The 26,242-nt window shown below is 48.8% G+C and carries 27 protein-coding genes; 10 read left to right on the top strand and 17 right to left on the bottom strand.

Annotation, left to right across the window (positions count from 1 at the left end; all coding sequences use genetic code 11):
• Positions 1 to 36: 36 nt before the first annotated feature.
• The 7 genes from RYZ26_RS15060 (at position 37) to RYZ26_RS15030 (ending at position 6,278) form a co-directional block, all read left to right on the top strand.
• Positions 37 to 1,020 (top strand): amidoligase family protein, encoded by a 984-nt coding sequence (locus tag RYZ26_RS15060; RefSeq protein ID WP_317684061.1) that lies wholly within the window; start codon positions 37 to 39, stop codon positions 1,018 to 1,020.
• A complete protein-coding gene (locus tag RYZ26_RS15055; RefSeq protein ID WP_317684060.1) occupies positions 993 to 1,661 on the top strand; it encodes a gamma-glutamyl-gamma-aminobutyrate hydrolase family protein in 669 nt (222 codons plus the stop codon). Before RYZ26_RS15060 ends, RYZ26_RS15055 begins: the two co-directional genes overlap by 28 nt.
• Positions 1,662 to 1,899: 238 nt before the next feature.
• Positions 1,900 to 2,919, top strand: coding sequence for a DUF1924 domain-containing protein (locus RYZ26_RS15050; RefSeq protein WP_317684059.1), 1,020 nt, complete (start codon positions 1,900 to 1,902; stop codon positions 2,917 to 2,919).
• Positions 2,920 to 2,930: 11 nt separating this feature from the next.
• Positions 2,931 to 3,407 carry a diheme cytochrome c gene (locus RYZ26_RS15045; protein ID WP_317684058.1) on the top strand — a complete coding sequence of 159 codons (477 nt, stop codon included), beginning with the start codon at positions 2,931 to 2,933 and terminating at the stop codon, positions 3,405 to 3,407.
• Between the two features lie 47 nt (positions 3,408 to 3,454).
• Positions 3,455 to 3,982, top strand: coding sequence for a helix-turn-helix transcriptional regulator (locus RYZ26_RS15040; protein ID WP_317684057.1), 528 nt, complete (start codon positions 3,455 to 3,457; stop codon positions 3,980 to 3,982).
• Positions 3,975 to 5,255 carry an adenylate/guanylate cyclase domain-containing protein gene (locus tag RYZ26_RS15035; RefSeq protein WP_317684056.1) on the top strand — a complete coding sequence of 427 codons (1,281 nt, stop codon included), beginning with the start codon at positions 3,975 to 3,977 and terminating at the stop codon, positions 5,253 to 5,255. The genes RYZ26_RS15040 and RYZ26_RS15035 overlap by 8 nt, the downstream gene beginning before the upstream one ends.
• Before the next feature lie 24 nt (positions 5,256 to 5,279).
• Positions 5,280 to 6,278: a metal-dependent hydrolase gene (locus RYZ26_RS15030; RefSeq protein WP_317684055.1), complete on the top strand. Its 999-nt coding sequence runs from the start codon at positions 5,280 to 5,282 to the stop codon at positions 6,276 to 6,278.
• Here RYZ26_RS15030 and RYZ26_RS15025 read toward each other — a convergent pair.
• Entirely contained in the window at positions 6,275 to 8,470 is a 2,196-nt protein-coding gene (locus RYZ26_RS15025; RefSeq protein WP_317684054.1) for a cyclic nucleotide-binding domain-containing protein, read from the bottom strand. The genes RYZ26_RS15030 and RYZ26_RS15025 overlap by 4 nt on opposite strands.
• A gap of 230 nt (positions 8,471 to 8,700) precedes the next feature.
• On the opposite strand from RYZ26_RS15025, the gene RYZ26_RS15020 reads away from it, so the two are divergent.
• Positions 8,701 to 11,391 carry a PAS domain-containing hybrid sensor histidine kinase/response regulator gene (locus RYZ26_RS15020; protein ID WP_317684053.1) on the top strand — a complete coding sequence of 897 codons (2,691 nt, stop codon included), beginning with the start codon at positions 8,701 to 8,703 and terminating at the stop codon, positions 11,389 to 11,391.
• Between the two features lie 5 nt (positions 11,392 to 11,396).
• Here RYZ26_RS15020 and RYZ26_RS15015 read toward each other — a convergent pair whose 3' ends face one another.
• A complete protein-coding gene (locus RYZ26_RS15015) occupies positions 11,397 to 11,993 on the bottom strand; it encodes a rhodanese-like domain-containing protein (protein WP_317684052.1) in 597 nt (198 codons plus the stop codon).
• A 10-nt stretch (positions 11,994 to 12,003) separates the two neighbouring features.
• Complete coding sequence (locus RYZ26_RS15010; protein WP_317684050.1) at positions 12,004 to 12,894, bottom strand: alpha/beta hydrolase; 891 nt, start codon at positions 12,892 to 12,894, stop codon at positions 12,004 to 12,006.
• Between the two features lie 102 nt (positions 12,895 to 12,996).
• On the opposite strand from RYZ26_RS15010, the gene RYZ26_RS15005 reads away from it, so the two are divergent.
• Both RYZ26_RS15005 and RYZ26_RS15000 read left to right on the top strand, forming a co-directional pair.
• Positions 12,997 to 13,737 carry a cytochrome c biogenesis CcdA family protein gene (locus RYZ26_RS15005; protein ID WP_317684049.1) on the top strand — a complete coding sequence of 247 codons (741 nt, stop codon included), beginning with the start codon at positions 12,997 to 12,999 and terminating at the stop codon, positions 13,735 to 13,737.
• A gap of 10 nt (positions 13,738 to 13,747) precedes the next feature.
• Entirely contained in the window at positions 13,748 to 13,948 is a 201-nt protein-coding gene (locus tag RYZ26_RS15000; protein ID WP_317684048.1) for a hypothetical protein, read from the top strand.
• Positions 13,949 to 14,121: 173 nt separating this feature from the next.
• Here RYZ26_RS15000 and RYZ26_RS14995 read toward each other — a convergent pair whose 3' ends face one another.
• The 14 genes from RYZ26_RS14995 to RYZ26_RS14930 form a co-directional block, all read right to left on the bottom strand.
• The gene (locus RYZ26_RS14995; RefSeq protein WP_317684047.1) at positions 14,122 to 14,691 is read right to left on the bottom strand and encodes a thioredoxin family protein; all 570 of its coding nucleotides are present in this window, start codon (positions 14,689 to 14,691) and stop codon (positions 14,122 to 14,124) included.
• Positions 14,692 to 14,702: 11 nt separating this feature from the next.
• Positions 14,703 to 15,182, bottom strand: a complete 480-nt coding sequence (locus tag RYZ26_RS14990) for a DsrE family protein (RefSeq protein WP_317684046.1) — start codon at positions 15,180 to 15,182, stop codon at positions 14,703 to 14,705.
• 12 nt (positions 15,183 to 15,194) lie between these two features.
• Complete coding sequence (locus RYZ26_RS14985) at positions 15,195 to 15,563, bottom strand: hypothetical protein (RefSeq protein WP_317684045.1); 369 nt, start codon at positions 15,561 to 15,563, stop codon at positions 15,195 to 15,197.
• Positions 15,564 to 15,630: 67 nt separating this feature from the next.
• The gene (locus RYZ26_RS14980; RefSeq protein WP_317684044.1) at positions 15,631 to 16,296 is read right to left on the bottom strand and encodes a c-type cytochrome; all 666 of its coding nucleotides are present in this window, start codon (positions 16,294 to 16,296) and stop codon (positions 15,631 to 15,633) included.
• Positions 16,274 to 17,605, bottom strand: coding sequence for a sulfite dehydrogenase (gene soxC, locus RYZ26_RS14975; RefSeq protein ID WP_317684043.1), 1,332 nt, complete (start codon positions 17,603 to 17,605; stop codon positions 16,274 to 16,276). Before soxC ends, RYZ26_RS14980 begins: the two co-directional genes overlap by 23 nt.
• Positions 17,606 to 17,622: 17 nt before the next feature.
• Entirely contained in the window at positions 17,623 to 19,311 is a 1,689-nt protein-coding gene (gene soxB, locus RYZ26_RS14970; RefSeq protein ID WP_317684042.1) for a thiosulfohydrolase SoxB, read from the bottom strand.
• Positions 19,312 to 19,456: 145 nt separating this feature from the next.
• Positions 19,457 to 20,314 (bottom strand): sulfur oxidation c-type cytochrome SoxA, encoded by an 858-nt coding sequence (soxA, locus tag RYZ26_RS14965; protein WP_317684041.1) that lies wholly within the window; start codon positions 20,312 to 20,314, stop codon positions 19,457 to 19,459.
• Positions 20,315 to 20,398: 84 nt separating this feature from the next.
• The gene (gene soxZ, locus RYZ26_RS14960; RefSeq protein WP_317684040.1) at positions 20,399 to 20,728 is read right to left on the bottom strand and encodes a thiosulfate oxidation carrier complex protein SoxZ; all 330 of its coding nucleotides are present in this window, start codon (positions 20,726 to 20,728) and stop codon (positions 20,399 to 20,401) included.
• A gap of 38 nt (positions 20,729 to 20,766) precedes the next feature.
• Positions 20,767 to 21,240: a thiosulfate oxidation carrier protein SoxY gene (gene soxY, locus RYZ26_RS14955; protein ID WP_317684039.1), complete on the bottom strand. Its 474-nt coding sequence runs from the start codon at positions 21,238 to 21,240 to the stop codon at positions 20,767 to 20,769.
• A 61-nt stretch (positions 21,241 to 21,301) separates the two neighbouring features.
• Positions 21,302 to 21,805 (bottom strand): sulfur oxidation c-type cytochrome SoxX, encoded by a 504-nt coding sequence (gene soxX / locus RYZ26_RS14950; RefSeq protein ID WP_317684038.1) that lies wholly within the window; start codon positions 21,803 to 21,805, stop codon positions 21,302 to 21,304.
• Positions 21,806 to 21,923: 118 nt separating this feature from the next.
• The gene (locus tag RYZ26_RS14945; RefSeq protein ID WP_317684037.1) at positions 21,924 to 22,820 is read right to left on the bottom strand and encodes a hypothetical protein; all 897 of its coding nucleotides are present in this window, start codon (positions 22,818 to 22,820) and stop codon (positions 21,924 to 21,926) included.
• A gap of 73 nt (positions 22,821 to 22,893) precedes the next feature.
• Positions 22,894 to 24,228: a c-type cytochrome gene (locus tag RYZ26_RS14940; protein WP_317684036.1), complete on the bottom strand. Its 1,335-nt coding sequence runs from the start codon at positions 24,226 to 24,228 to the stop codon at positions 22,894 to 22,896.
• Between the two features lie 21 nt (positions 24,229 to 24,249).
• Complete coding sequence (locus tag RYZ26_RS14935) at positions 24,250 to 24,792, bottom strand: NapC/NirT family cytochrome c (protein WP_317684035.1); 543 nt, start codon at positions 24,790 to 24,792, stop codon at positions 24,250 to 24,252.
• A 131-nt stretch (positions 24,793 to 24,923) separates the two neighbouring features.
• Positions 24,924 to 26,228, bottom strand: coding sequence for an FCSD flavin-binding domain-containing protein (locus RYZ26_RS14930; RefSeq protein WP_317684034.1), 1,305 nt, complete (start codon positions 26,226 to 26,228; stop codon positions 24,924 to 24,926).
• Between the last annotated feature and the right edge of the window lie 14 nt (positions 26,229 to 26,242).

Below are 26,242 nucleotides of genomic sequence, written 5' to 3'. Positions count from 1 at the left end.
TTTATCACAACTTTGACGTCAAAAAGGATAATCTGAATGCCAGATGACAACAGAATATTCGACCTGCCACCCAAGATAAAAAAAGCCGATGGGGCAAACAGGAAGGTAGGCTTTGAACTTGAGTTTTCAGGCTTGACGATTGATCAGGCTGTTGAAGCTGTGCAAACCTCATTGAACGCGTCACTGCGTTCTGAAACCACTGCTGAGAAAACACTTGATGCGGAAGGATTAGGCTCTTTCAGCGTTGAACTTGACTGGGAACTTTTGAAACGTCTTGCAGACAAAGCAACACAAAAGGACAACAACTGGATAGAGACGCTCAGCCAAACCGCTGCCATGATTGTCCCGATCGAAGTGGTTTGTCCGCCCATTGAAGTTGAGCAATTGTTTGCACTTGAGCAGATGGTAAAGGCACTTCGTAATGCTGGCGCCAAAGGAACAGAAGAGTCCCCTATTGCAGCCTACGGAGTTCATATCAACGTTGAGCTCCCAAACCTTGATACTCATACGATCAACGCCTATGTAACAGCATTTTGCCTGCTCCAGTGGTGGTTATCAGAGGCACGTGACGTCAACATTACACGTAAGATCAGCCCTTATGTCGCTTTATTTTCTGAGACTTATGTCAAAACAATCCTATCAAGAAAATCACCCGGAATGGTAGATATCTTTGAAGACTATTTGACACACAACGCCAGTCGCAACCGGGCATTAGACCTCTTACCTCTGTTGGCACACATAGATGAGAAACGTGTATTCGCGGCTGTAGATGATCCAAAGATCAAAGCGCGTCCTGCCCTTCATTATCGGCTGCCAAATTGCCATATTGAAGATCCTGACTGGTCACTGAACAACAGTTGGAACGTCTGGCAAATCGTCGAAAAGCTAGCATCAAGTCCAGAAGACCTGGAATATTTATCCTCAAAATTTTTTGAATATGACAGGCCGTTGATTGGCATTGATACGAATGAATGGAACGAGTTCATAGACAAATGGCTAAAAGACCAAAAATTGGCGTAACCGCCTCTGAGCGAACCTGGTCACCAGGATGGTGGTTCACGGCGTTAGCACTTCTTCTTGTCGGTGCAAAGCCGAAAAGGATCGGCTTGCGCCATCATCCTGATACAGCCCAATTCGACGCAATTGTTATTGGTGGCGGCGATGACATACACCCAGACCATTACGGCGGAAAACTCAATCAAAAAGTGAGAATTGACCTTGAGCGTGACCAATTGGAAATTGAATGGATTAAATGGGCAATCAGTAAACGCATTCCCTTGATGGGGATTTGTAGAGGCGCACAGTTGATAAATGTTGTACTCAGCGGAACTCTTCACCAAGATATTCGAACCATAAGAAAACTGACCTATAACCGCCCCGGCCTGTTACCAACCAAACAGGTGCGTTTAGAGGAAAATTCTCTTATGTCATCAATATGTGGCAAGAATAGAATACGAGTGAACAGCTTACATCATCAGGCAATTAAATCTTGCGGCTCAAGCCTCAACGTCGTGGGCTGGGATCTGGATAAAATCACACAAGCAATTGAATCTTCAGCAGGTCAAAAAATCGTCGCAGTCCAATGGCATCCAGAATACATGTTCTACATGCCATCCCAACTGGCCTTATTTAAGTGGTTAAGAGAAAGCGCCGAAGAATGATTGTATTTACTTCATTCCCTAAAACATAGAAGCATAGAATTAAATATCATCCAAATATCCAGATGAAAACGCGCCATCGCAATCACGATACCCATCAGCTTGCCTGAAATCCGCTTAAACCGGACCATAAACCAAAGTCACAAACCCGTATCTTTACCTATTGGGTTGATTGTTCATCGGCATAAACCCTGCGCACACTCAGCTTCATCAACATTCCCGAAAGCTGAGGATCAATACAATGCGGTTTGCTGAAAAAGAAGAAAACGCCCTTCAATATATAAAGGTCTGGGACCTGCCGTTGCGCATTTTCCACTGGACTATGGTCATCGTGGTATCAACGACCGCAATTACTGGGTTCTTCTTTGAAGACCTGTTTCTGACCTTGCATGTTTATGCCGGATACACACTGGGTGTACTCATCCTGTTTCGCCTCATCTGGGGGGTTATGGGCAGTTATTACAGCCGCTTTGCCACCTTCCCTTTGTGTCTAGGCGATCTAAAATCTCAGCTCGATGATCTCAAGCAAATGAAATCACCCGCCTACAAAGGCCATAATCCGGTCGGCGCCTGGATGATTGTCAGTCTGCTTGGCTGCCTCACCCTTCTCTCCCTCAGTGGCCTTGGCGTTTATGCAAGCGAAGAAAATGCAGGTCCTCTTGCGGATCTTATTCCTGCAAGCCAGGGAGAGTTCTTTGAAGAAACCCATGAGGTTCTCGCCAATCTGCTCATGATCCTCGTCACCATTCATATCTTCGGCGTCCTTGTGGAATCCTTAGTTTTCAAACACCCTGTGGTTCAGGCCATGATTACAGGTCGTAAGCGTTTTGCAACGCGCAGCTTGCTATTTATTGCAGCCCTGAGCATGAACTTGCTGGTCACAACCTCCACCAACATGGCAACAGCAAATGAAACACAGCTTCCCTTACTAGGCATTTATGCAGAGCAAGCAAAAAAAGACCTTGCTTCATTTGATGGATTTTCTGCCGAACGTGGACAGCGTTTCTTTATGGAAAAACACAACAGCGGCAATCCGGAAACGGCTTCCTGCACATTCTGTCATTCCTCAGATCCGAAAAAACCGGGATCAACACGTGCCGGTAAAGTTATTGCACCCCTTGCCCTGTCCGTAAACCCCGAACGATATCTTGATTTCAACAAGGCTGAAAAATGGTTTCGCCGGAATTGCAACAGTGTCCTTGGCCGCCCCTGCACCGCCCTTGAAAAGGGCGATTTCATCACCTTCATGACAACTCAATAGGAAGAAAGAACATGAATTCCCTTACCCTTTGTCTTCTGGCAGCAGCCTTTGCGCTGTCCACATCCACAGCCAGCTTTGCGGATGCCCGCTATTCCCCCATTGAAGATAAAACCGTAAACTCAGAATGCGGCGCTTGCCATCTGGCTTTCCCGCCACAGATGCTGCCGCAACGGTCCTGGCAAAAGATGATGAGCAATCTGAAGGATCACTTTAATGAAGATGCATCCGTAAATGAAGAAAACCAACTCTATATCACCCGGTTTCTGATGAACGGTGCGGCCGATACAGGTCTTTGGAACAGCCGTTTTATGCGCGGCGTTAAAGATCATATGACCCCGCAACGCATTACAGAACTACCCTATTGGCAGCATGAACATCGAGGTGAAGTCCCCGAAACCGCATGGAATGACCCGAAAGTTAAATCCAAGTCTAACTGCATGGCCTGCCATCCACGCGCGGATCAGGGAAAATATGATGATGACGATTGATCCATATCATCGTATCTTGTCCCACCCCCATTTTTTGAGAACTCAACATGTCCAATAATCAAAAACACAACAACGAAGTTAAGGCGCTCATCTTTTCTTTTATAGTCATCGCCATGTGCGAGGTCTTTTTCCTTATCGATGTCGTTGCCGACCTATTCGGTGTCGATGTCGATACATCCTGGATTGCCCATGATGAAATCGAACTCACAGCCGCCATTATCCTGTCCATTGCCCTTGTTGTCATAGGCAACCAGATTTTGCGTCTGCTGAAAAAACACCGCCAGATTCAGGCCTCTGTCGAGGTGGCATCCGGTGAGTTACTGAAAGTCATCAACCGACATTTCACTGACTGGAAATTCTCCCCTTCTGAACAGGAAGTCGCTTTGCTGCTGATCAAAGGTATGTCCACGCAGGAAATCGCTGATCTGCGCAACACCAAAACCGGGACAGTGAAAAGCCAAAGCAGTTCCATCTACCAAAAGGCAGAAGTGCGCGGGCGAAATGAACTGGTGGCCTTCTTCGTGGAAGACCTACTGGCAGGAGAAAAAATCCTTAAAGAAGAAGTAAATGGATAAGGAGATTCTTGAATTTGAAGCTCCCTATCCTTTAAAACAGCGGTTTCGCAACATTGTTCTCCCCTCATTACTGTTTCTGACTGTTATTATTGGTCTTGTAATGGGGGTCGGCAGTTCCTGGCTAACGCAAAAAATCTATTTGGAAATTTCAGAGAACAGAGCCGCTGTCATTAATCGAGCCCTATTTGACGAAAATGGAACAGCTTGGCACAGGCTACAAGAGACAACAGACCCTACAACCTTTTTCAGTAAACCAGAAGGGCAACATCTGCTTGATACTCTGCGTGGCGAAGTCAAGGAACTTGGCCTGTCACATTTGAAAATATACGGTCATCACGGACTTATTCTTTATTCCAGCGAAGAAGAACAGATCGGAAATTATGACCCAAGTGCTGGTTACAAAAATGCCTTAAACGGGAAACGAACCCTAGTGGCAAAAAAGCGTCCCGGCGGGACCAAACTCTATGAGCTTTATGTCCGCGTACCTGACAGTCAATACAATACTGTAATGGAACTCTATGAACCAGTCGGCTATCTGGATATGATCGCGCTTAAGGTCGTTGTTCCCGCCATTGTTCTCCCTGTATCCATTCTGCTGTTTCTGGGCTGGATAATGCATAGACTGGTTTTTCACGCTCAAGCAGACATCAATTACAGAACAGACCTGCTACGCGAATTTCGCCAACGCCTCCAAAAACTCGTCTCCAATGAAGCCGTCACGTCACTACGCTCTTCCACTGGAAAAGGAGCTGTAAAATCAAGACGGGTCAAAGCGACGATATTATTTTCCGATATTCGCGGTTTTACAGACTTTTGCGAAAATGAAACACCGGAAGATGTAGTTGCCTTTCTGAATAAATCTCTTGGAATCGTTATTGACGCAATTGTGCAGAACAATGGAGACGTGGATAAAATGATCGGCGACGCCGTCCTTGCCCATTTTCAGGGGGACAGATCCGAAAAGCGCGCCTTGCAAGCTGCCCGAGAAGCCATGAACCAAATGAAGCAAGCAAAACTGCCGCGCGGTATTGGCATCGGGATTTATACTGGCTATGTTGTTGTTGGAACCGTTGGTGCCGCCAGCCGCATGGACTTTACTGTCATTGGCGATACGGTAAACGTAGCATCACGTTTGTGTTCCGCAGCACAGGAAGGTGAAATCATTGTTGATGATCAAACCTACCAGCAGATTGGAAATCCGGGTATCACGACCAAAGAACAAATCCAGGTTAAAGGGCGCGAAAATGCCCTTACTATTTTCAGGCTTCCATAAAAATACAGCAAGGAACAATTCAGAATGGATCCAGTCACACAAGGCGTCATCGGCGCGGTCGTGCCGCAGGCCACACGAAGCAAAAAACACCTGTTTCTGGCCGCCCTGTTTGGCTGGATTGCAGGGATGACACCTGATCTGGATACGTTTATCCGATCAGACCATGATCCGCTTCTGTATCTGGAATATCATCGCCAGTTCACCCATTCTCTAATCTTTGTCCCAGTGGGAGGATTGATCTGCGGGAGTTTGCTCTATCTTTTTCTCGGGAAACGATGGGGGCTTTCATTTAAACAGAGCCTGCTATTTTGCACACTCGGTTACGCCACCCACGGGCTTTTGGATGCAGCCACGTCTTATGGGACCATGTTGTTCTGGCCGTTTAGCGACCTGCGCGTGGCCTGGAGCTTTATCTCCATCATTGATCCACTCTTTACCCTGCCCATCCTGATCCTCGTCATCCTGGCCGCCTGGAAAGACCATGTTCGATATTCACAGATCGCTCTGGGCTGGATGGTCCTTTATCTGTCATTCGGAGCCTTGCAGAATTTCCGCGCGACGCAAGCCGGATTAAATCTGATCACCCAGCGCGATCATGAAGCCCGAATTATCGATGCCAAACCGAGCTTCGGCAATCTGATGGTCTGGAAAGTGATTTACCGCGAAGGCGATACCTATCACGTCGATGCGGTACGCACCGGATGGAATACCACAATCTTTGAAGGCACCACCATCAAAGCCCTGGATATCGATCGTGATTTTCCCTGGCTGGACAAATCAAGCACCCAAGCCAAAGACATTGAACGCTTTCGCTGGTTTTCAAAAGGCTTTATCGCCAAAGACCCAATCCATGAAAATCGCATCATTGATCTGCGCTATTCCATCGTGCCGAACGAGATTAATGCGCTCTGGTCCATTAAGCTTTCCAAAGAGGCAAACCATGAGGATCATGCACGATTCATCACCCATCGCAGAGCCGGACCTGCAGAACGTAAAATTCTCTTGGATATGATTTTTAATTAAGCCAGAAGGTGGCGGCGACGTTCCAGGCTTTCAATCAGCTTCCACTGAACGATCGGGATGTCTTTCAAAACGTCTGCTTTGATGGTGCAGAATTCCAGAGCGGAATTTGTCACAATATGATAATTGCTGTCCTGACCAAAGATGGCGCTGTCTTCTCCAAAGAAGTCACCACGACCAATTGTTTCCAGCTCATCACCATTACTATAAAGGGTCGCTTCACCTTCGCGGATAATATGCACACCACTGCCTTTTTCAGGGGTGTATTTTTCCCCTTTATCCAGATGATGACAAACCATTTCATCGGCAATGCGATTTTGGGTGGAATACGAAATCGCTTCCCCGAATATCCAGGTCGATTGCAAGAATTCACGCCCCTCCATCAGGCGCAGAATATCGGCAAACAATTTATATTTATCAACAACTTCACGATAAAGCTTGGTCGGGATCTGCAATGCCTGCACAAAGGTTAGCGCGCGATAGGTCTCCATCGACGGCAAATGGTGAAGGGCGTTGATTTCCCCCACCAGAGAACCCGCTGAGACCAGTGAATGCATATCGTTCGACGTTTTCAACAATTCAACCGATCCGGTCAGCAGAAGATAGATATTGTCAATATCTTCGCCTTCCTTCAACAGGATGGTTTCCGGGTTGAAAGTCACCACCGTCGTGTTCATTAAAGTACGCAGCGCATGTTTCGGCACGGTCGGAAAATAGTCTTCCAGATAATCAAACGCATAACGACGCGTATTATCCTGATGGGACGGAATCAATACATCGCGCGTACCAAACGGCGCACCCGATCCAATCTCACGTTGGTCGGGGCGTAAAGCAAGGGCCGTATGGGATAAGATCATCTTGCCAGATTTATCTTTGGCAAAGTCGCTGGCTTCACCATGGATCAGACCGCCACCGATATCGATCTTTTTCACATCCATCGGTTCAAGATAGTGATCCTGAATGCGATCATAAAATTCCTGCGATACACCGGGGGCTTCATCATCATCGGTGATCATCCCCTTTAAAACGTCTAGTGAGACAATATCAGCATAATGCCCATAAGTCTTATAGCCATCCGGCCCCAATGCGCGGAACTGCAGGACAGCTGTTTCCACCGGATGCGGGGACAGACGCGGGCGTACTTCCAGCCCATGGACATCATTCCATTCATCGACTTCAAGGTCATGAATATTAAAGAAATCAGAAAAACGGTCTTCTTCAATCGACAAAAGCGCCGACAGCTTCTTGGCAACAGACGCGCGTACATAAGGGGCCGCATAATAATTTATTTTACGGTCTGATCGGATAAAGGCTGGCAGTCCGGCAAAATGGTCATCATGAGAATGGGTGTGGAAGATACCGTCCACCTCGCTAATCCCAATGCCCAAGGATTGCAGTGTCACACGCACGTTTGGCCCCGCATCCACCAGATAAATCTTACCCTGATAAAAGACCACACTGGACATAGTCGGACGGTTTACGTCCCAGCCATCCCCATCCCCCGAATGGATAATGGAAAAACTGTCTCGCGCCACCCGGTGATAGCCCAGCGGATAAGACGGCACATAATGTTCCTGCGCTTCCAGCTTCAGATTGACCTGAATAGACTCCGTCCCATAGGAAATCTCAAACTTATTCAGCGCCAGGCGTTTAACATAAACACCATTTTGAATTTCAACCGCATCTTCTTTTAAGACACGATGATCCAACAGGGCACTGGGATGATGAATAGCACCAAAAGCGAAACGCAGTTTCATGCGCATCATGGTCTTGGCTTCTTCCGGTGAAGCCCCACCTTTGACCATTTCTTCTTCGCTAACCAGACCATAGTTGCCACGATGAATATATTCCATCTGCGCATTGATCTGATCTTCCGCCCCGATCAAGATCGGTTTAATGCCTGTATTATTGGGATGATTCGGAATCAGGGTACCCTGACGATAGAGCATCTGCAGAACCGGGAATTCCGCCATATTGGTGAAACTGCCATTTTGCAGGATCACATCAGACAGCAAAATCGCATTTGGCCCGGTTTCAAACGTCCAGCCATCACGTTCAGTTGGGACGATGAGTCCCAGTTTCATCAGGTGTTTCACACTATCGGGGGGACAGCCGCACAGGATGTAAACACCTGCGGCAGGTACCTCTACCCATTCGATCCCTGTAGAAACTTTTACTTTGCGAATTTCTGGCATACGCCTGAACGACCCTGTGAAACCAATTTTGTTCTATAATAGCAGATAGTTGCATTGAACCCTAACCTGCTTTTTAACAAAGGTCCATGACTGATATGCACTTAATTGTTTTTTCCAACCCTGAGCTTATCACCTATACGGCTGCTCGCATGTATAATTGATTGTGCCCGCAGGCCAGACTGCGATAGAGTAAACGCAGGAATTGATCCTTGGTTTTGACAGGGAAATTAATGAGCACACGCAAGTCCATTGCCTATCGCATGACGCGAACTGTCGTTTTGCTGACCCTTATTCTGGGGCTGCTGATCGGGAGTGTGCAGGTTGTCTGGGATTATCATCAGCGCCTGGAAAACCTGAGCATGCGTGTGGTTGAGGTCGTCAATTCCATTGAAAAGGCAGCCACCAAAGCGGTTTATACCTTTGATAACGACCTGGCGGCCGAAGTCGCCGCCGGGCTTTTTGAATTCCAGCCGATCATCAGCGTTGATATCAAAGATGAAAACCACAACAGCATGACCACGCTTTTACGCTATCCAAGCGAATTGCCCTATAACGAGTTCACGAAGTATTTCTTTAAAAAGAAATATTATTTCAAACGACCTTTGCGTTTTCAGGGCAATCCGCAGGAACTCATCGGAACGCTAAGTGTGGAAGTTTCCCCCTATAACACGGTGCTTGCCTTCTTAAAACAATCCCTGACCATCCTGGGTGCTGCCCTGCTGCAAAGTTTTGTGATCTCCATTCTGCTGCTGTTTGTCTTTTATAAGACCGTGACCCGGCCCTTGCACTTCCTGGCCCATGACTTCAAAAGGATTGACCCCACCCGCCCGGAAGATACGTCCTTACGGCTGGAACCCAACCTTGCCAGAACGGAATTTGAAGAAGTCACCACAGCCGGAAACAATCTACTGAAAATTGTTGGTTCGCACCTGCGATCAAAAGACATTGCCGAAGCCAACCTTAAAAAACAGAAAGAAGAGACCGAACGTTTCCTGCATATCGCCGAAGCCATCATTCTGAAACTGGATAACACCGGAAAGATCGTCATGGTAAATCAGCGTGGTCTGGATGTACTGGGATATGATGCCAATGATATTATCGGGCGCGACTGGTTTGATCTTGCCATCCCGCCAGAAGAACGACACGCCCTGCGCCAGGTTTTTATTGATCTGTTTCGTACCAACACCACCCCCGAAGGTGTCAATAAATCATCTTACTATGAAAATGAGATTATCACCAAGACCGGGGAACGCCGCCTGATCTTCTGGCACAACGCGCTGGAACTTAACCGCTATAATCAGCCAAACGGGGTCTTAAGTTCCGGTCAGGATATCACGGCACGCAAAAAAGCCGAAGAAGCCCTGCTCGCCACCGAAGGCAGCCTGCGCGCCATTATCGAAGCCACATCGGAAGGTTTCGTCATTGCCGATCTGGATCGCCGTGAAATCATTGATATCAATTCCGCCTTTCATAAAATGCTGGGCTATAACCGCGATGAAATGTTCAATCGCATCATCACAGAATTTATCCATCACGATGACATTTCCATCTGGGAAGCTCACCTCAATCAGGCCAAAGAAATCCCGCATCAATCTTACGAACTGCGCTTCCTCAAGAAAAACGGCGATACGCTGCCAGTTGAAATCAACGCTTCTGTTCTGCCCGGTGCCCCGCAGGAAAATATGCGAAGCGTAGCCTTTATCACCGATATTTCTGCGCGCAAAGAACAGGAAGAAAGCCAGAAAGCGCTGGAAAAACAACTGCGCCAGGCCCAGAAGATGGAAACCATCGGCACATTGGCAGGTGGCATTGCCCATGATTTCAACAATATCCTGACGCCGATTTTGGGCTATTCATCTCTTTTGTCGTCGCGAATATCAGATGATGACCCGAACCACGCACGTATCCAGCAAATCGCCAAATCCGCCAACCGGGCGGCGAATATGGTCAAACAAATCCTGACCTTTTCCCGACGTGCCGAAGGGGAACTGGTCAGTACCCATATCCCGCCTGTGCTGAATGAAGCCATGCAGCTGGTGAAATCAACCACCCCAGCCAATATTGATATCCACCAGCACATCCCGACAAAGTGTGAACCCGTTGTCGCAGATAGCACCCAGATCCAGCAGCTGATCCTAAACCTCTGCACCAATGCCAATCATGCCATGGGGCAAGAAGGTGGTGTACTGGACGTGCGGCTTGAAGAAGTAACCATCAGCAAAAATTTTGCCGAACGATCAGCTGCGCTAACCCCCGGTCCCTATCTGAAACTCACCGTCACCGATAGTGGACATGGCATGAACGAAGAAACCATCACCCGAATTTTCGACCCCTTCTACAGCACCAAGAAAAGCGGGGAAGGCACCGGGCTGGGCCTTGCCATGGTGCATGGGATTGTCCAGAACCACAACGGTGACATTCAGGTGGAAAGTGAACCGGGCAAAGGCACCACCTTTACCGTCTATCTACCCATCACCAACTTGCCTGTCGCCCAGGAAAACAACAATCTGCCGCTGACCGGCGGCAATGATGAACGCGCACTGATCATTGATGATGAGGTTCTAAACACCCAGTTCCTGGAAGAATTGCTGGAAGAAACCGGCTATCAGTTTGAAAGCTATACCGACAGTATCGAAGCGCTGGATGCTTTCGTCACTGACCCGGATCGCTATCAGATCATCCTGACAGATCAGACCATGCCGAAAATGTCCGGTGACCAGATGGTCAAGGCCATTCGTGAGATCAAGGCGGACATCCCGATCATCATGATGTCCGGCTATGATAAAAAGGTGACCGAAGAAAACGCCATGGAATTTGGCGTGGATATCTATATTCAGAAACCCGTTTCCATCGATGCACTGACGCAGGCAATGAACGAACTGCTGAAAGATGAGGGTCGCGAAGATAAGACCCCCATCTAATTTTTTTAGAGACCGCCTTCAACCACAGTCAGCCCCAAAGCATGCCAGGCCTGCATCCCGCCGCGATAATATTTGATTTTATCCGCCGGATATCCATCACGCAGCAAAGCCTTGATCGCCACCGGGGATTGCCCACACCAGGGACCGTTACAATAAAGCACGACTTTCTTGGCACCTTTACAGTCCCAGGCCTTACCTGACTTGTCACAGCCCAACTCATCCATACGCTGGGCAATTTCAACATAAGGAATATTGACCGAACTGGGAATCGTGCCTTTGAAGTGCCATTCTTCGGTACGCGCATCAATCAACATACCTTCTTTATTTTTCAGGAAATTGACGATTTCAAGTTCCCCATAGGTTTCCACCCCGTCCGCCACTTTCATGGGCTGGACGCAGAAGGGCGGACAGGGCCGTGATGTTTTGGCGAAGTCTTCGGCAATCAGATTATTTGTGTCCTGATTACGTTCAATCTTGATCGGACCATCATCGGTTTCCACCAAAACATTGCTGATACCTTTTGCGATCCCGACTTCCTGTGCCTGTGCGACAGACAGGCTCATCACCATAGCAAAAAACAATACACAGACGAGTTTTGTCATTTTCAAATCCTTATTCTTCCAAAATAAATTCCGCAACCTGATCGGCCAGGTCTTCACCTGCAAAATCAATAAACATATGATCTGCATCTTCGATCATGCGATAAGTGACATGCGATAAATCCAGCTTTTCCATTTGCTGGGGCAGATCCGCAACGACCGTATCCTCACTGGCGGCCACGACCAGAGTTGGCTTGCTAATTTTGTTTAAAAGGGACGGCGTATTCATACGCGCATCCGGCTTGTAATAATCAACAAAGCTGGCGGCTGTGACTTTGGCACCGGGACAATAGATAAAATCAACGCCTTCTTTGACCTCGTTCCCTTCAGCCTTCAGCATCTTTTCCAGCACCATAGGCAAGTCTTTTTGGTAGCGCGCGTGGTAAGAAGCCACTTCCTTTTTAGCCGACCAGGTCTGCGGGGCAACCAAAATGAACTTGTCGATAAGATCATTGGGTTGTTCTGCTCCAAACCAGGCCACCTGATTGCCGCCACGTGAATGCCCCATCAACACAACGGACGTAGCCCCCTTTTCTTTCAACCAGTCCAGCCAGGCTGCAATTTCATCCAGCGCATCACGATGCTTATGGGTATGGGGAACAGCGCAGTCATACATGCCTATACGCTTATCCAGCCCGAGGCTGAGATTAATGGCAAGCACACTAATGTCGCGTTCATTCAACAATTCGCGCTGGGCTTTCACAATTGCCATGTCCTTGTGGGCAAGCGTGCCGTGGACAAACAAAACCAGTGGTCCATCGCTTATGGATTTCCCGTCGGCCAGTTCAAGGCTGCCTTGTGCCATCAGGCCATTTGACAGAGGGATGGTTACGTCATCTGCCAGTGCCCCGGTTGCCAAAGATAAGCCCAGAAGCCCCAAAAACGGTCGCATAAATTTATGCATTGGTATTCTCACCTGTTATGATCATTTATCGGTTTAATTTTAATTGCTTCTAATTTATATTATTCTAATATTTTATTCCAGTCTTTGTTGGAGCATCTCTCAGTGGGTTTGGACGTCTCATTTCTGGCAGCATTTACAGCGGGTATATTGACCTTTCTATCGCCCTGTATCCTGCCGTTGGTTCCGGCCTACCTGTGTTTCATCAGCGGGAATTCACTGGAACAGCTGACAAGTAAAGAAAGTAGTGAGGACTTTCAGCGCAGCCGCGTGCTGTGGGCCGGGCTAGCTTTTGTGCTGGGCCTTTCCAGCATCTTTATCACCATGGGGGCAGCTGCGACATCGCTGGGTCAAGCCATTGCCCAATATAAACAGACATTAGCTATGATTGGCGGCGGGGTGATCCTGATCTTCGGGCTGCATTATATGGGCCTTTTCAAGATCGCTTTTCTGAATTTTGAAAGACGCTTTCACCCGGATCAAAAGCCCGCAAGCCTGATCGGGGCCTTTGTGCTCGGCCTTGCTTTCGGTTTTGGCTGGACGCCTTGTGTCGGCCCGGTCCTTTCCACCATCTTGATGATCGCGGGCGGCATGGGGGAACTCAGCCAGGGGATCGGTCTCTTGGCTGTTTATGCGGCCGGGCTTAGCATTCCCTTTTTACTGGCTGCCGCCTTAAGCGCCCACTTCATGGGTTTTCTTGGTAAATTTCGCCGTCATCTGCATAAGGTAGAAATCGCCATGGGGCTTCTGTTGGTCGCGACCGGACTTTTGATTTTAACCGGCAGCCTGACCAACATCACTGCCTGGATGTTGAAGACCTTCCCGGTTTTGAATGGATTGAACTAACATCAATTTCATGAAACAGACGGAAGACGCCATTGCCGCCGAACTTCTAGAAAATATAGGCAATGAAATGGAAGAACGTATTGGCAGTCCAAACGTCCATTTAAAACAATCCTCCATGGAACTGGAAACCACCGCCAACAAACTGGGCGATATTTCCAACGAATCCCCGGTCTTGCAGCATTGCCATTACCACCTTGTTGGCAACGGATGATCTAAAAACCAATGAAGACAAACTTCAGGCCGAGGTCAACACTTTTACCCAGCAGTTACGACAACAAGCTGCTGGATAAACACCCGTGCCCCGGCAAAGGCCGGGGCCTTTTTAAGTCAGGAGTACAATGTTTAAAAGGTCCCGGCCATTTGCCGGGACACGGTGGTATTCTCTCAGGGTTTCGTCCCGCTTTGGGCAAGGTCCACAACATAACGCTGAAACGATTTTTCGCCTTCATACATTTTTTCATGCACGTAATTCAGCATGGCCTTGAAATGAAAGGGACGGAAAAAACCGGGCAGCCGGGCAGCATCGCGGGCCATACCTTCTTTGCCGGATACATCTTCATGGAAGAACTGTACCGTGGGGGTAAAGGCGATGGCGTTTTTGGCAGCAAATTCTTTTTCTGTCATTTCCGTGCCATCAAAATCGGTGACATCCCGGTCCCCCCAGATGTTCATCTGCACAACGACGAAATTCTCCTGCATGTATTTTTTGATATTTGCCTGTGACAGGGTCTTGGCATGCAGGTCCTTGCAATATGGACAGCCCTTTTGTTCCCAGATGATCACAAACCGTTTGCCTTCATCCTTTGCCGCCTGAAAGTCTTCGGACATATCCAGGAAACTTTCCAGGAACCAGTCCTGATGATAAAGCCCGAAATCATTGACCGGAACTTCTTCAGCGCGCACTGAAACACATGTCAGCATCAAGGCTGTGAATGTATAGAAAAGCGTCTTCATGAATCCTCCAGTCAGGGGATGATATAGTGCCATCCCTCAGTCTTTTTCTCGATGATCTCGGCAATACCAGACGTTACCACGCGGATACCCGGCAGCAGGTCTTTGGGCCGCTTGCCGATAGTGGTCATGGTGTTGTTACAGGCAATAAAATCAATCTCATAATTCTGCAGGCTTTTTACGCGATCAGGTGAAATCGCACTTTCACTCAAGATCGGGCGAATGCCAGGGCCGTAAAAAACAATGGCGATCTTGACGTTGTCGGCCCCATAGAATTTCTGCAGGTTGATGGCGTTGTAATAGACGTTATTCACATGGAATTCGTCTTTGGTGGTGACCTGTAACACGATCCGGCGCGGGTTATCCCAGTCAGGTTCTGGTTCCACAATTTTGGTATCATCTTCAAGTCCGGGGCTGCGTTCCTGTGCCAAAAGCGGGTTTGATAATCCCAACACAAAAAGACCAAACAAGAGACAGCGCAAAAAAAACGTCATGCATCACCTTTTTCAGGATTGATAAGCCGGATTCAGTTTTTTGATATTTTCCTGCACAAAGCCCCAGAAGAATTCCTGATTATAGCCAAGGATACGCCCGACTTCTTCCTGCTTGTCGTTCAGGATAATGAAGGTGGGGGTGAAGCTGGGATAGGTCAGATGTTTTAAATCGTCCGGCATACCGCCATCCAGATTGACTTCACGCAGGGGCAGGCGTTTACCTTCGTCAGTTTTATGATAAATCGGCAGAATTTCTTCGCGCCACATCTGGCAGTATATACAGGCCGGGGAATGAACAAAGATCATCTCATCCGCCTGTACCTTTTTACCAAAGGACAATGCAGAAAAAATCAGAAATACAGCAAGGATCAGTTTGTTCATCATAAAATCATTATAAAAGAAAAAGGACAAAGACTGAAAAACAATCTTCGCCCCCCTTCATCATATTTTAGCGCAAGGCATCTTCACCTGTTGGTGTCACACCCAATGTTGCTTTGGATGTAATTTCTACAGACTTCAAACAATCCTTCATGCACTGGACATTTTTGACGTCCGGTCGGGGATCATCAAAGAAGCCCCCTTCGTTTGGCATTTTGATCGCTTTCAAAGCGGCTGCATCCATTGGTACTTCTTCATCATGAAGATCATTTTCCACCATCAAGAAGCCCGTGATGGCATAGACTTCGTCATCCGTCAGGGACTGCGCATTGCCAAACGGCATGGCGCGTTTGATATAGTCAAAAACGGTTGAAGCATACGGCCAGTAAGACCCGATGGTTTTTTCCGGCTGCCCGGGGCGTTCATCCTGAGACAGTTCTTCCGGTGAGCCACCCACCAGCGGTGGATAACGCCCGCCGCCGCCATCAGCAAATTCACCGTGGCAGGAGGCACAATGTTCCTGGAACAGTTCTTCGCCCTGTTCGTACGTGCCACTACCAGCTGGCAGACCTATACCATCCGGGCGGATATCGATATCCCAGCCAGCAATTTGTTCAGCGGTTGGTTTAACGCCGAACTTATATTTCATTTCATCACCCGCATATGCAGCAGACGTCATCATGACACCGCCAAGGGCGAGGCCCATTACAAATTTAGCTACCGGAAACTTGGACATTTTGTACCTCCCCGCTTTTCTTGACTAACCAAGTGTGGATTGAATTGTTGTGATAGATCGACCATGTGCCACGCACTGCGCGCAGCTGATCAAGGGTCGGCTGAACATAACCTGTTTCGTCATAGGCCCGGCTTTGCAGCAGAGCTTCCTGACCGTTCCATTCCCAGTCAAAGACAAAGCGGGTCAAGGCCTTACTGAAGACGCCGCCTTCCAAACGGGCTGGCATCCAGTTTTTGCCACCATCAACGGAGATATCAACGCCCTTGATCTTGCCCATGCCACTCCAGGCGAGACCCCGAATCTGATGATAGCCTTTACCCATCATCGGATATTCCGGACAAGGTGATGTGATCACAGACTTGGCTTCCTGGAACCATGTAAAACGACGTGATTTCCCGTCATGCATGGTGTCGGTATATTTAGATGTTTCTTCGCGGTGGTGCCACGGCTGATCCCCAAATTCCAGACGACGTATCCATTTGACGTTCATATTACCTTCAAAGCCCGGCACGATCAGGCGAAGCGGATAGCCCTGTTCAGGGCGCAGCATTTCACCGTTTTGGGCATAAGCCAGAATGCAGTCATCACCCAGTTTTTCAATCGGGATAGAGCGGCTCATACCCGCCGCATCCGCGCCTTCTGCCAGCACCCATTTGGCCCCCGGCTTCACGCCAAGTTCTTTCATGAGTGTTGAGACTTTAACGCCTGTCCATTCACAGCAGCTGACCATCCCGTGAGTGAACTGCAGCTTGTCCATTTGCGCGCCACGCCATTCCGCACCAGAATTTGCCGGACATTCTACAAAGTGAATGCGCGAAACTTGCGGGAAGCGCATGATGTCCTGCAGCGTGAACATCCGTTCATTCTTCACCATACCATGGACGATCAGGCGGAAATCTTCCTTATTGATATGCGGAAAGCCACCGTGGTGACGTTCAAAGTGCAGACCGTTTGGCGTAATGATACCGTGCAGATCCTGGATCGGCGTAAAGGAAATGGAACTTTCCCCCGTTGGCGTCAGCCATGGCACCGTGCGACGATGTACGTTCTTTTCATATTGTGACGGAATACCATAAGGTTCCGCTGTCACACTGTCGCCCAGCTCCTTTGACCAATCCGGCACATTTGGCGGCAGGTTTTCCGGGTTCCCTGCAGCCAGTGCTGCCCCGCCTGTCGCTGTGGCGGTTGCAGCCGCCCCTACAGCCACTGCACTTCCACGTAAGAAAGAACGCCGTGTCGGTTCCAACTCCGCACTTTCACGTTCTGCCTGTGCCATGACGGCCCGGCTGTTTGCTTTCTTGTTATCCATATTTATGTCTTCCCCAGTTAAGCCCCAATGACTTTAACGCTTTGATTTTCAGGAATGTTTACGGTCTGGTGATTGGATACATATCCGGCCACCACATCCCAGATTGCGGGACCTTCCGTCCCTTCGTTGACAGACGCCCAACCTGCGACCACGTATTCCTTGGACGCTTCAATCGGTTTGCCTGTTTTTAAATGCACCATGTTGGTAATGCGGCTGCCCATCGGTTTATGAATATCAATGGTGTAGCCCATGCCGCCGATGCGGACCATATCGCCACCTTGCTGATAGAACGGGTCCACGTTAAAGAGGTTGTCCGCCACATCTTCCAAAATGTCCTTGATCACCTTGCCCGTCATCATGGAACGATAGGCATTCGGATAGGTGATCGCGGTCTGATTATAAATATCGTCCATGGTGATATTGCCGCCCGGTGGCAAGCTGGACCCCCAGCGGAAACCCGGCGACATGGAAATTTCGGCATCACGTCCTTCAAGCAAGGCCTGACAGATGAGATCATCAAAGGTCCCGTTGAAATTACCCCGGCGATAAAGCAAACCTTCGGTTTGGCCGACCACTTTGTCAATCACGCCTTTATGCGGTTTGCGGATACTATCGACCAGCTCCTGCATTTCCGAGTCCGGCTTGATCACATCAGAGAATATCGGCATCAGTTTGAAGCTGTGATCCACGACCTTTTTGTTTTCAATCTTCACATCCAGACGTGCCAGGAACTTCCCATGTGACCCGGACGCCACCATCAGCGTATCGCCGACCTTGATCACATTTGGCACCGCATCATGGGTATGACCTGTCAGCAGCACATCAATGCCGTTGACAGTTGCCGCCAGTTTGCGATCCACATCGAAACCATCGTGGGATGCAACAACGATCAGTTCGGCCCCTTCTGCTTTTGCATCATCAATGCGTTTTTGCAGCTTGTTGGGACGAATACCAAACGACCAGTCTTCCATCATGTAACGCGGGTTCGCAACCGGTGTGTACGGGAAAGCCTGACCGATCAAGGCCACTTTCACCCCGCCCTTTTCAAAGAAGGCAGTATGTTCAAAGACGTCTTCTTCCCATTCCGTATCCTGCACGTTGCCGCACAAAAATGGGAAGTTACATTTTTCCACCAGTTCCTGCACCCGGTCCTGACCATAGGTGAATTCCCAGTGCGCGGTCATGGCGTCCACACCCATCTTGTTACAGACATCGACCATATCTTCGCCGTTTGTCTGCAAGGATGTGTAAGACCCCTGCCAGGTATCCCCGCAATCGATCAACAATGTGTTGTCCGGGCGTTCTTCGCGGATGGCTTTGACCAGGGTGGTCATCTGTGCAACGCCACCAATGCGGCCATATTGTTTGGACAGTTCTGCAAAATCAACTGAGGTAAAGGCATAGGCATTTGCCGTACCCGCCATCAGACCATAATGATCCAGCAGCTTCTTGCCCGTAATGTGCGGAACCAGACCGTTGACTTCGCCCACCCCCAGGTTGACGGAAGGTTCACGGAAATAAAGCGGTACCAGCTGTGCGTGAATATCGGTGAAGTTCAGCAAGGTCACCTGACCTTTGGTGTCAAACTTCAGCAATTCTTCCTGCGTTACTTTTTGTGTGCTGGCTGCATGCCCTAACGAGGCAGTTGCCGGAAGCATAGCTGCACTTGCTGCAGCCACCTGTAAAAAATCACGTCTTGAAAGCATCAATTATAGCCTGTTAAATTTGTTCAATAAATCAACTTTGAATTGATATTTCGATTGCAAGCCCCGTCATTTTCGGCGGTTTCCCGATGGGTTAATCACCGGAAAACCGCTTTAAAAAGAGAGACTTTGGTCGTCTTCAGCTCTGCTATTTACGCACAGACGGGGTTTCGATCGGCAGACCGTTGCCACGCCATGTTACATAAAGTTCCAGTGCCATATATTCAGGGGAACCATTCTTCAGTTTTTCCGCCCGGATGTTGCCATTACATCCACGGAAACGACGATGAAGGGAACCCAGCTTCTGCCATTTCAGACGATAGGTTGGAAAACCGTTTGCCTGGCCCTGGGACAACAGTTCGGCACGCATGTAATTGCCGTTCTGATCCACGTGACAATGCTTGCACGCCATATCCATCTGACCAACCCGGGTGTTGTAAAATTCCAACCCTTTTTCATAATATTCCTTGGCCGGACCATCAATGGCCACATTGACCGGCATGCCGCGTGACTGCATTTTCACCAGGGCGGTCATGCCCAGCAATTCGTCACTTTCCCATTTCCACGGGTTTGCCTGCATACCGCCTGTGCGACACAGATTGATCCGTTTTTCCAGGTTCAGCAGCTCACCCAATTCTTCATTATATTTTGGATAAACCGCGCCGACACCTTTCATGTCTTTGACATCACCATGACAGGACTGACAGGATTTACCTGCATCCCCATCGACGTCTTCCCACAGTTCTTCTGCTTTTTCCACCCACAGAAAAGCCGGGTTTTCAAAGTCGTCTTCCTGCAAAGTGCGGGTTTCTTCTGTGGCATAGGTAAAGCCGGAACGGGCGTCGCCATGGGCGTACATTTCCATACCTTTCTCCACAGGTTCGTCCTGCGGCATGATATGGACAACATCAGACATATGACCGTCGGCCATGGCAGCCTGTGCGCTTAAGCCCAGCAACAGTCCAACCGCAAGGGCGATAGGTTTTTTGGTCTTTTTCATCATCATTTGATGAACCTCCCAGTTTATTTTTTGTGGCATCGCCCTTTGGAAATTTTCTCCCAAAGGGCACCCCATCTCCCCCCGAAGATGTTAGGCCAGTTTCATCTTCGCCTTTTTGGAATAGACTTCGCCGTTATCGTCATACCATTTGAATTCGAACTCACCGGCTTCTTCCACCTTCATATCGAAATCGATATAAGGGTTGGCAGAAATAGAGGTGAAAAGGTTCGCGCTCATGACCACCTTGCCATTGAATGTGGCTTCAAATTTATTAATGATCTGTTTTGGAATGATGTTGCCGTCTTTGCCTTTACGCAAACCGGATTCCATACGGTGAGAGATGGTTGTCTTGATCGTTACAACATCACCTTTAGCGGCCTTTTTCGGCGCTTTCACACGGGGTTTTGGTTTCTTGGACATAATTGTAAATCCTTATAATCTATTGTCTTGTACCGAGATCAACCGCCGCAGCCGCCGATGGTTACCTTAATTTCTTTTTCACCAGTAAAGGTGCTGCCGTCGTTCATCATGGCAACAGCGCGCACTTTTTGTGTCGCTGCCATACGCATACGGAATTTCACACGCGCTTCGCCAGACGCAGGCGTCAAATTGAATGTCACCACTTCCGGTGTCGGGTTGCCTTCCGCCGCCACAAAGATGGTTTTGACATATTCTTTTTCCGTCATCGGTGCATCGACAGAAACTTCGATTGGAACGGTATTGCCGTTTTCCGCAATCTCAGGTCCATCAACAGTGACTTTGGACGCTTTGGCACCTGATGCTTTTACTTTCTTGAAGTAAGCATCCACATCTTCAGGTTTCGCCTGTGCAGAACCAGCAAAAGATGCAGCACCCACTGCAACAGCACCGGCACCTGCGATTTTAAGCATATCGCGGCGGCTTACCTTGGACTTTTCAGTAACTTTGGTCATTAAAGGCCTCTCTTAAAAACGATGAAACACCATGGCTTCATCGCAACTTCCATCATTTGGGTTATTTCAGTGACACCAGATAAGCCACCACGTCTTCAAGCTCCTGCTCGTTCAACATTGGCTTACCGACAAATTTCTTGTTTACCTGGTTCAGACCATGGGTCTTGTAATACGCCATCATCGGTGTATCCGGGTTGGACAGTTTCGGGTTCACGATACGTAGGCGAATTTCACCTTCTGTCATGCGATCGCCAACACCATCCAGATCCGGTGCGACCTTGCCATGGAATTCTTCTTCAGGAATGGGGGCTGTGTGACAGGTCAGACAGTTCCCTTTTTTACGATGGACAAACAACTTTTTGCCATTTGCCGCATTACCGGGCTTGCCCGTAAAGGATTTGGGGATCGAGGTCCCATCCACAATTGTGTAGGGCTTGAGGTTCGGCTCGCTCACACGTTCCAGGCTACCTTCGGCCAGGGCAGTAGAGGTACCAAACGCAACACCTGCAAGCACACCCCATGCGAGGGGGCCCGCAAGCTTTCGTTTCATCATATGAAAATTCATATTTCCTCCCAGTTTTTTATAAGCCCTTCTGGGCCTTTTTAAATTTATTCGAACCATCCCTGACTTCCCCAACATGGCCCGAACTCACAAACATTATAATATTAGAATAATCTAAAATTCAACCCATTTCTGCATTATTTGCTAATATTCCAGAATCACATTGAAATTTAAGACCTTTTAAATTTTCAATCGTCTCATCTTCCTTCGAAAACGCAGCAATTGCTTTCAGGACTCCATCGCCAATCGCCGCTGGTCGTTCTGCGAGACCGATGAAATGTGCCTCATTGTCACGGGGGTCGATCTCACATAATTTCTCCCCTTTCAGCACGCTTAGGCCCGGATGCAAAAGCCCACGCAGATATCCTGAAATCCCCGCCAGAACATTGGTTCCATCCAACTGTCCAATCACCGCGCCTTTTTCCACATAGGCCCCGATGGATAAATCACTTTCAAACCGTCCCGGAATTTCCGATCGCACAAACCGTTCCCATCCAATCCCGTTCAAACGTGGCGGCACGGGGACAGGATCAACGGCGGAACCGTCAGAAATCACACGGCCCAGATCTTCACCCCAGCAACTTTCAATCACCCGGTCCACATCCTCACCAGCAATAAAGCTCGGCCCAACCGCGATGGTCAGAGGGGCTTTGCCTTTTAACGGTTCAACTTTGGCAAATTTCTGTATGCGCGCATCCACAATCAAATCCGGCTTTACATTGGTAATCAATCCATCCAGCTGTCCCGCATAAAGGGCAATCGCTTTTCGAAGATTTGCCAGTTTCAGCACATCATCCAGACGTTCCACCCGAACGGCTCTTAAGCCTTCCAGTTCCGCTTCCCCGGTCCAGAGCGCATCACAAAAGGCCATCTTGCGCCTGATCGTGCGAGGTTGGCGGTTTTCATGATTGATCACGATAAATCCAGCGTGAAAGAGCTTCCATGAAATGGCGGATCCCACATCACTCACCCCGCGCACCAAGGCAATCGGTCTGCTTTGTTCTTCTTGTTTACTCACCTGTTTCATTCTTCCCTGTTTTCTTTCCCAGGCTTTCATAATTGGTGGCTCGGACCTAAACATCAAGCGTTTCCTAAGACCTCTTGTTTTTCGGCAGGGCCTGAATATAGCCCATCAAGTCCTGCACAGTTTCCTGATCCAGTGACCGCCAGGCAGGCATTTCTTCTGCCGGATGACCGTTTAGAATTTTATGCAACGACTTCCATGGATCATCATTGGCAACACGACCCAAGGCCCCCATAGTCCGGATCGCCCGGCCCTTTGGCCCATGGCAGTTGCCACACAACGTCGGATAGAATTTCGCATGCGCCTGATAATCCCCTTTAGCCACTTTGGTTGCCGGATCGATATAGTCTTCCATATCCAGCTGCCCTTCGCGCACAAAATTGGCAAGATCCAACAGATCAAGCATGGACAGCACCCGACCATAGCCATGGGTGTCATCTTTCAAAATTTGAATGATCTCTTTCACATCCGCGCCTTTTTGATCCGCAATACCCTTGATCCCGGTAAAGTGCTTGCCTTTGCCATACTGACCATCTTTGCCCAGATAATCCCAGCCATGACATTCCTTACAAAGCCAGGTCTGTTTAGGCTTGATCTTCAGATCAGATTTTCTCGGATAGGCAGAATGAATTTCCGTTGGCGCTTCAAACCCGGTTTCCATAAACCAGTTATCATACAGCCGCCCGCCGCGCACGATGGATACGAGCGATGCATTTTCCGGCAGTGTCTGCATATAGGCCAGAAGTTCCACCAGCTTTTGATTTTCAAAGGCACGTAGCGACGGCATGACCGCACCGGGGTGACCGTTAAAGATAGAATGCAAAGTCAGATAGGGTTGTTGAATGGCAAAGGCACCCAGCGATACACCGGGCAGGCTTTGACCTTCCGCCCCATGACACATGGCACAGACTGTTTCAAAAAACGGGCGCTGTTTCAGCCCATAGGCCTTGGCCTTGCCTGTCCCGCGCTCGATCATATCGTCCATATCCGTCATTCCGGTGGAAATGAAACGCGCGAGATCGATCATGTCGTCATTGTCCAGATATTCCTGATAGCCATGGGTCTTGTCTTTCAGGACAGAGACAATATCTGCCGGGCTTGCCCCGACTTTCCCCATAATCCCTTTCTGGGAATTGGCCCCCTTATAATCCCAGCCATGACACGACACGCAACGCCAGCTATCAGCAATGTCTTTTTTGCTCTTGGCATTTTTTGGAAATGCCGGATTGCCTTCTTTCGGGGCGCGTTCGTCCAGTTCAATCATCCAGTCATTGTAAATCCGCCCCCCACGAGAAACCGACGCATCCAGATCCATGATCTTGTCCGCAGCCGCCACATCATCGGATGGCCCGGTAACGACAATCATCATGGCTGCCACAGCAATTAAAACACGCCTTATCATAACCCCATTCCCCAACACAACTTAACCCTCGTAATCTTTTGGCAGTTCGTGCACCACGCCTTTGTGGCACTGGATGCAATGCTTGCCTTCCTGCATAGCTTTGGGGTGTTTGCGCTGTGCACGACGCCCCATTTCTTCCAGGTCCATGGCTTCAAAAGCATGACAGTTTCTACATTCACGCGATTCTGTCGCTTCCATTTTGGCCCAGACCCGTTCGGCCATGCGCAGGCGATGTTCTTCGAATTTTTCTTTGGTATCGATGGTGCCCAAAATTTCGTGCCACACGTCTTTCGCGGCAACGATCTTGGCGACCAGTTTATCCGGGTAACTTTTTGGAACGTGACAGTCAGGGCATTCCACACGCACCCCATATTCATTTTTGTAATGCAGGCTCTTTTTATATTCCTGATAGACGCTTTGTTCCATGGAATGGCAGGACACACAGAATTCCAATGAATTCGTCCCTTCAATGACAACACTTGCTGACACCATGAAGACAATGGTCCCCAAAGACCCGACAACCAGTGCCAATTTGACACCGCTTTTTTTCAACCATTTAAGCACAGTTGTACTTCTCCCAATCGCGCACTTGGCCCCTCTAATGCCTGTACACGTTATTGTTTTTATTCTTTAGAAAAAGGCAGCTTTCCTCTTCCCCCCAGAAGAGAAAAGCTGCACGTGTGATATCTTGAAGCTTAGCCCCAGATATCTTTACAAATGTTGTTATACCAGCTGTGTGCGTAAGCCACTTCACGCTTACGATCTTCTGCTGATGCATCCATCGGTGACAGACCGCCTGCGCCTTTAACGCCTGCGATAATGTCATTTTCCTTGTCATACTTATAAACAGCGGCAACCGAGAAGGCCCAGTCATCAGCTGCGATGGAATAACACGTGTTCACATAAGAAGGAATGCCAACGGTCTTGCCGTTAAGCGCTGCTGCAATCGCTGCGGCAGTCACCTTACCCTGTGAGTTTGCTGCGTAGCCAGATTTTGGCATTTTGGTTGCAATCGCCGCATCACCAAGAACATGGATGCCTTTCACCATTTTTGATTCAAAGGTGACTTTATCAACCGGACACCAGCCCGTCTTGTCCGTCAGACCCGCCTTGAAGGCAATCGGGCCAGCTTTTTGGGCTGGGATAAAGTTGATCACGTCGCCTTTATATTCATCAAAATCAGTTGTGACCGCCATGCCGTCCACATCAACACCTGTGATGGTGCCGACGTCGGTACCCTTCATCCATTCAATCATGGAATTGTCGGTGCCAAAGCCATAAAACTTCTCCCACGCCTGGGTAAACAAACCCTGCTTGGAGAACTTGTCTTTATGATCCACGATCAGGATTTTGGACTTAGGCTTTTCTTTCTTGAAGTAGTTGGCAATCAGGCTCACACGCTCGTATGGGCCAGGTGGACAACGAAATGGGTTGGGTGGTGCAACCATAGTGAAGACACCGCCATCCGGCATGGCTTCAAGCTGTTTGCGCAACAAAGCGGTTTGTGGACCGGCTTTCCAGGCGTGCGGGATTTTGGTTTCCGCAACTTCTGCATCCAGACCTTCGTATTTTTCAAACTTGAAATCAACACCCGGGGCCACGACACAACGGTCATAGTCAAACGTCTGACCGCCCTTGGTCATAACCTTTTTCTTGGCCCCATCAATGTCGGTAACCATATCATGAACAACTTTGACACCCGCTTTTTCAAGCGCGCTAAAGTCCTGACGGATACCGTCCATGGAACGTTTGCCGCCCAGGACTTCGTTGCTCATGAAACATGTGTAATAATTTTTGCCAGCTTCAATTAAGGTCACTTCAATAGAAGCATCCATCATGCGCAGATAGTTGGCAACTGTTGCACCAGCCGGGCCGCCGCCCACGATAACAACTTTTTTACCAGCCGCTTTTGCAATCGTTGGCGCGCTTACAACAGCCGCACCAGTTACAGCAGCCGCACCTGTCAGCTGGAGGAAACTCCGGCGATTAAATTTCGTCATATTAAGTCTCCCTT

This window comes from Terasakiella sediminum (genome assembly GCF_033100395.1).
Lineage (GTDB): Bacteria > Pseudomonadota > Alphaproteobacteria > Rhodospirillales > Terasakiellaceae > Terasakiella.
Note: the sequence above shows the minus strand (reverse complement) of the source record. Positions and strands in the feature narration are given on the sequence as shown.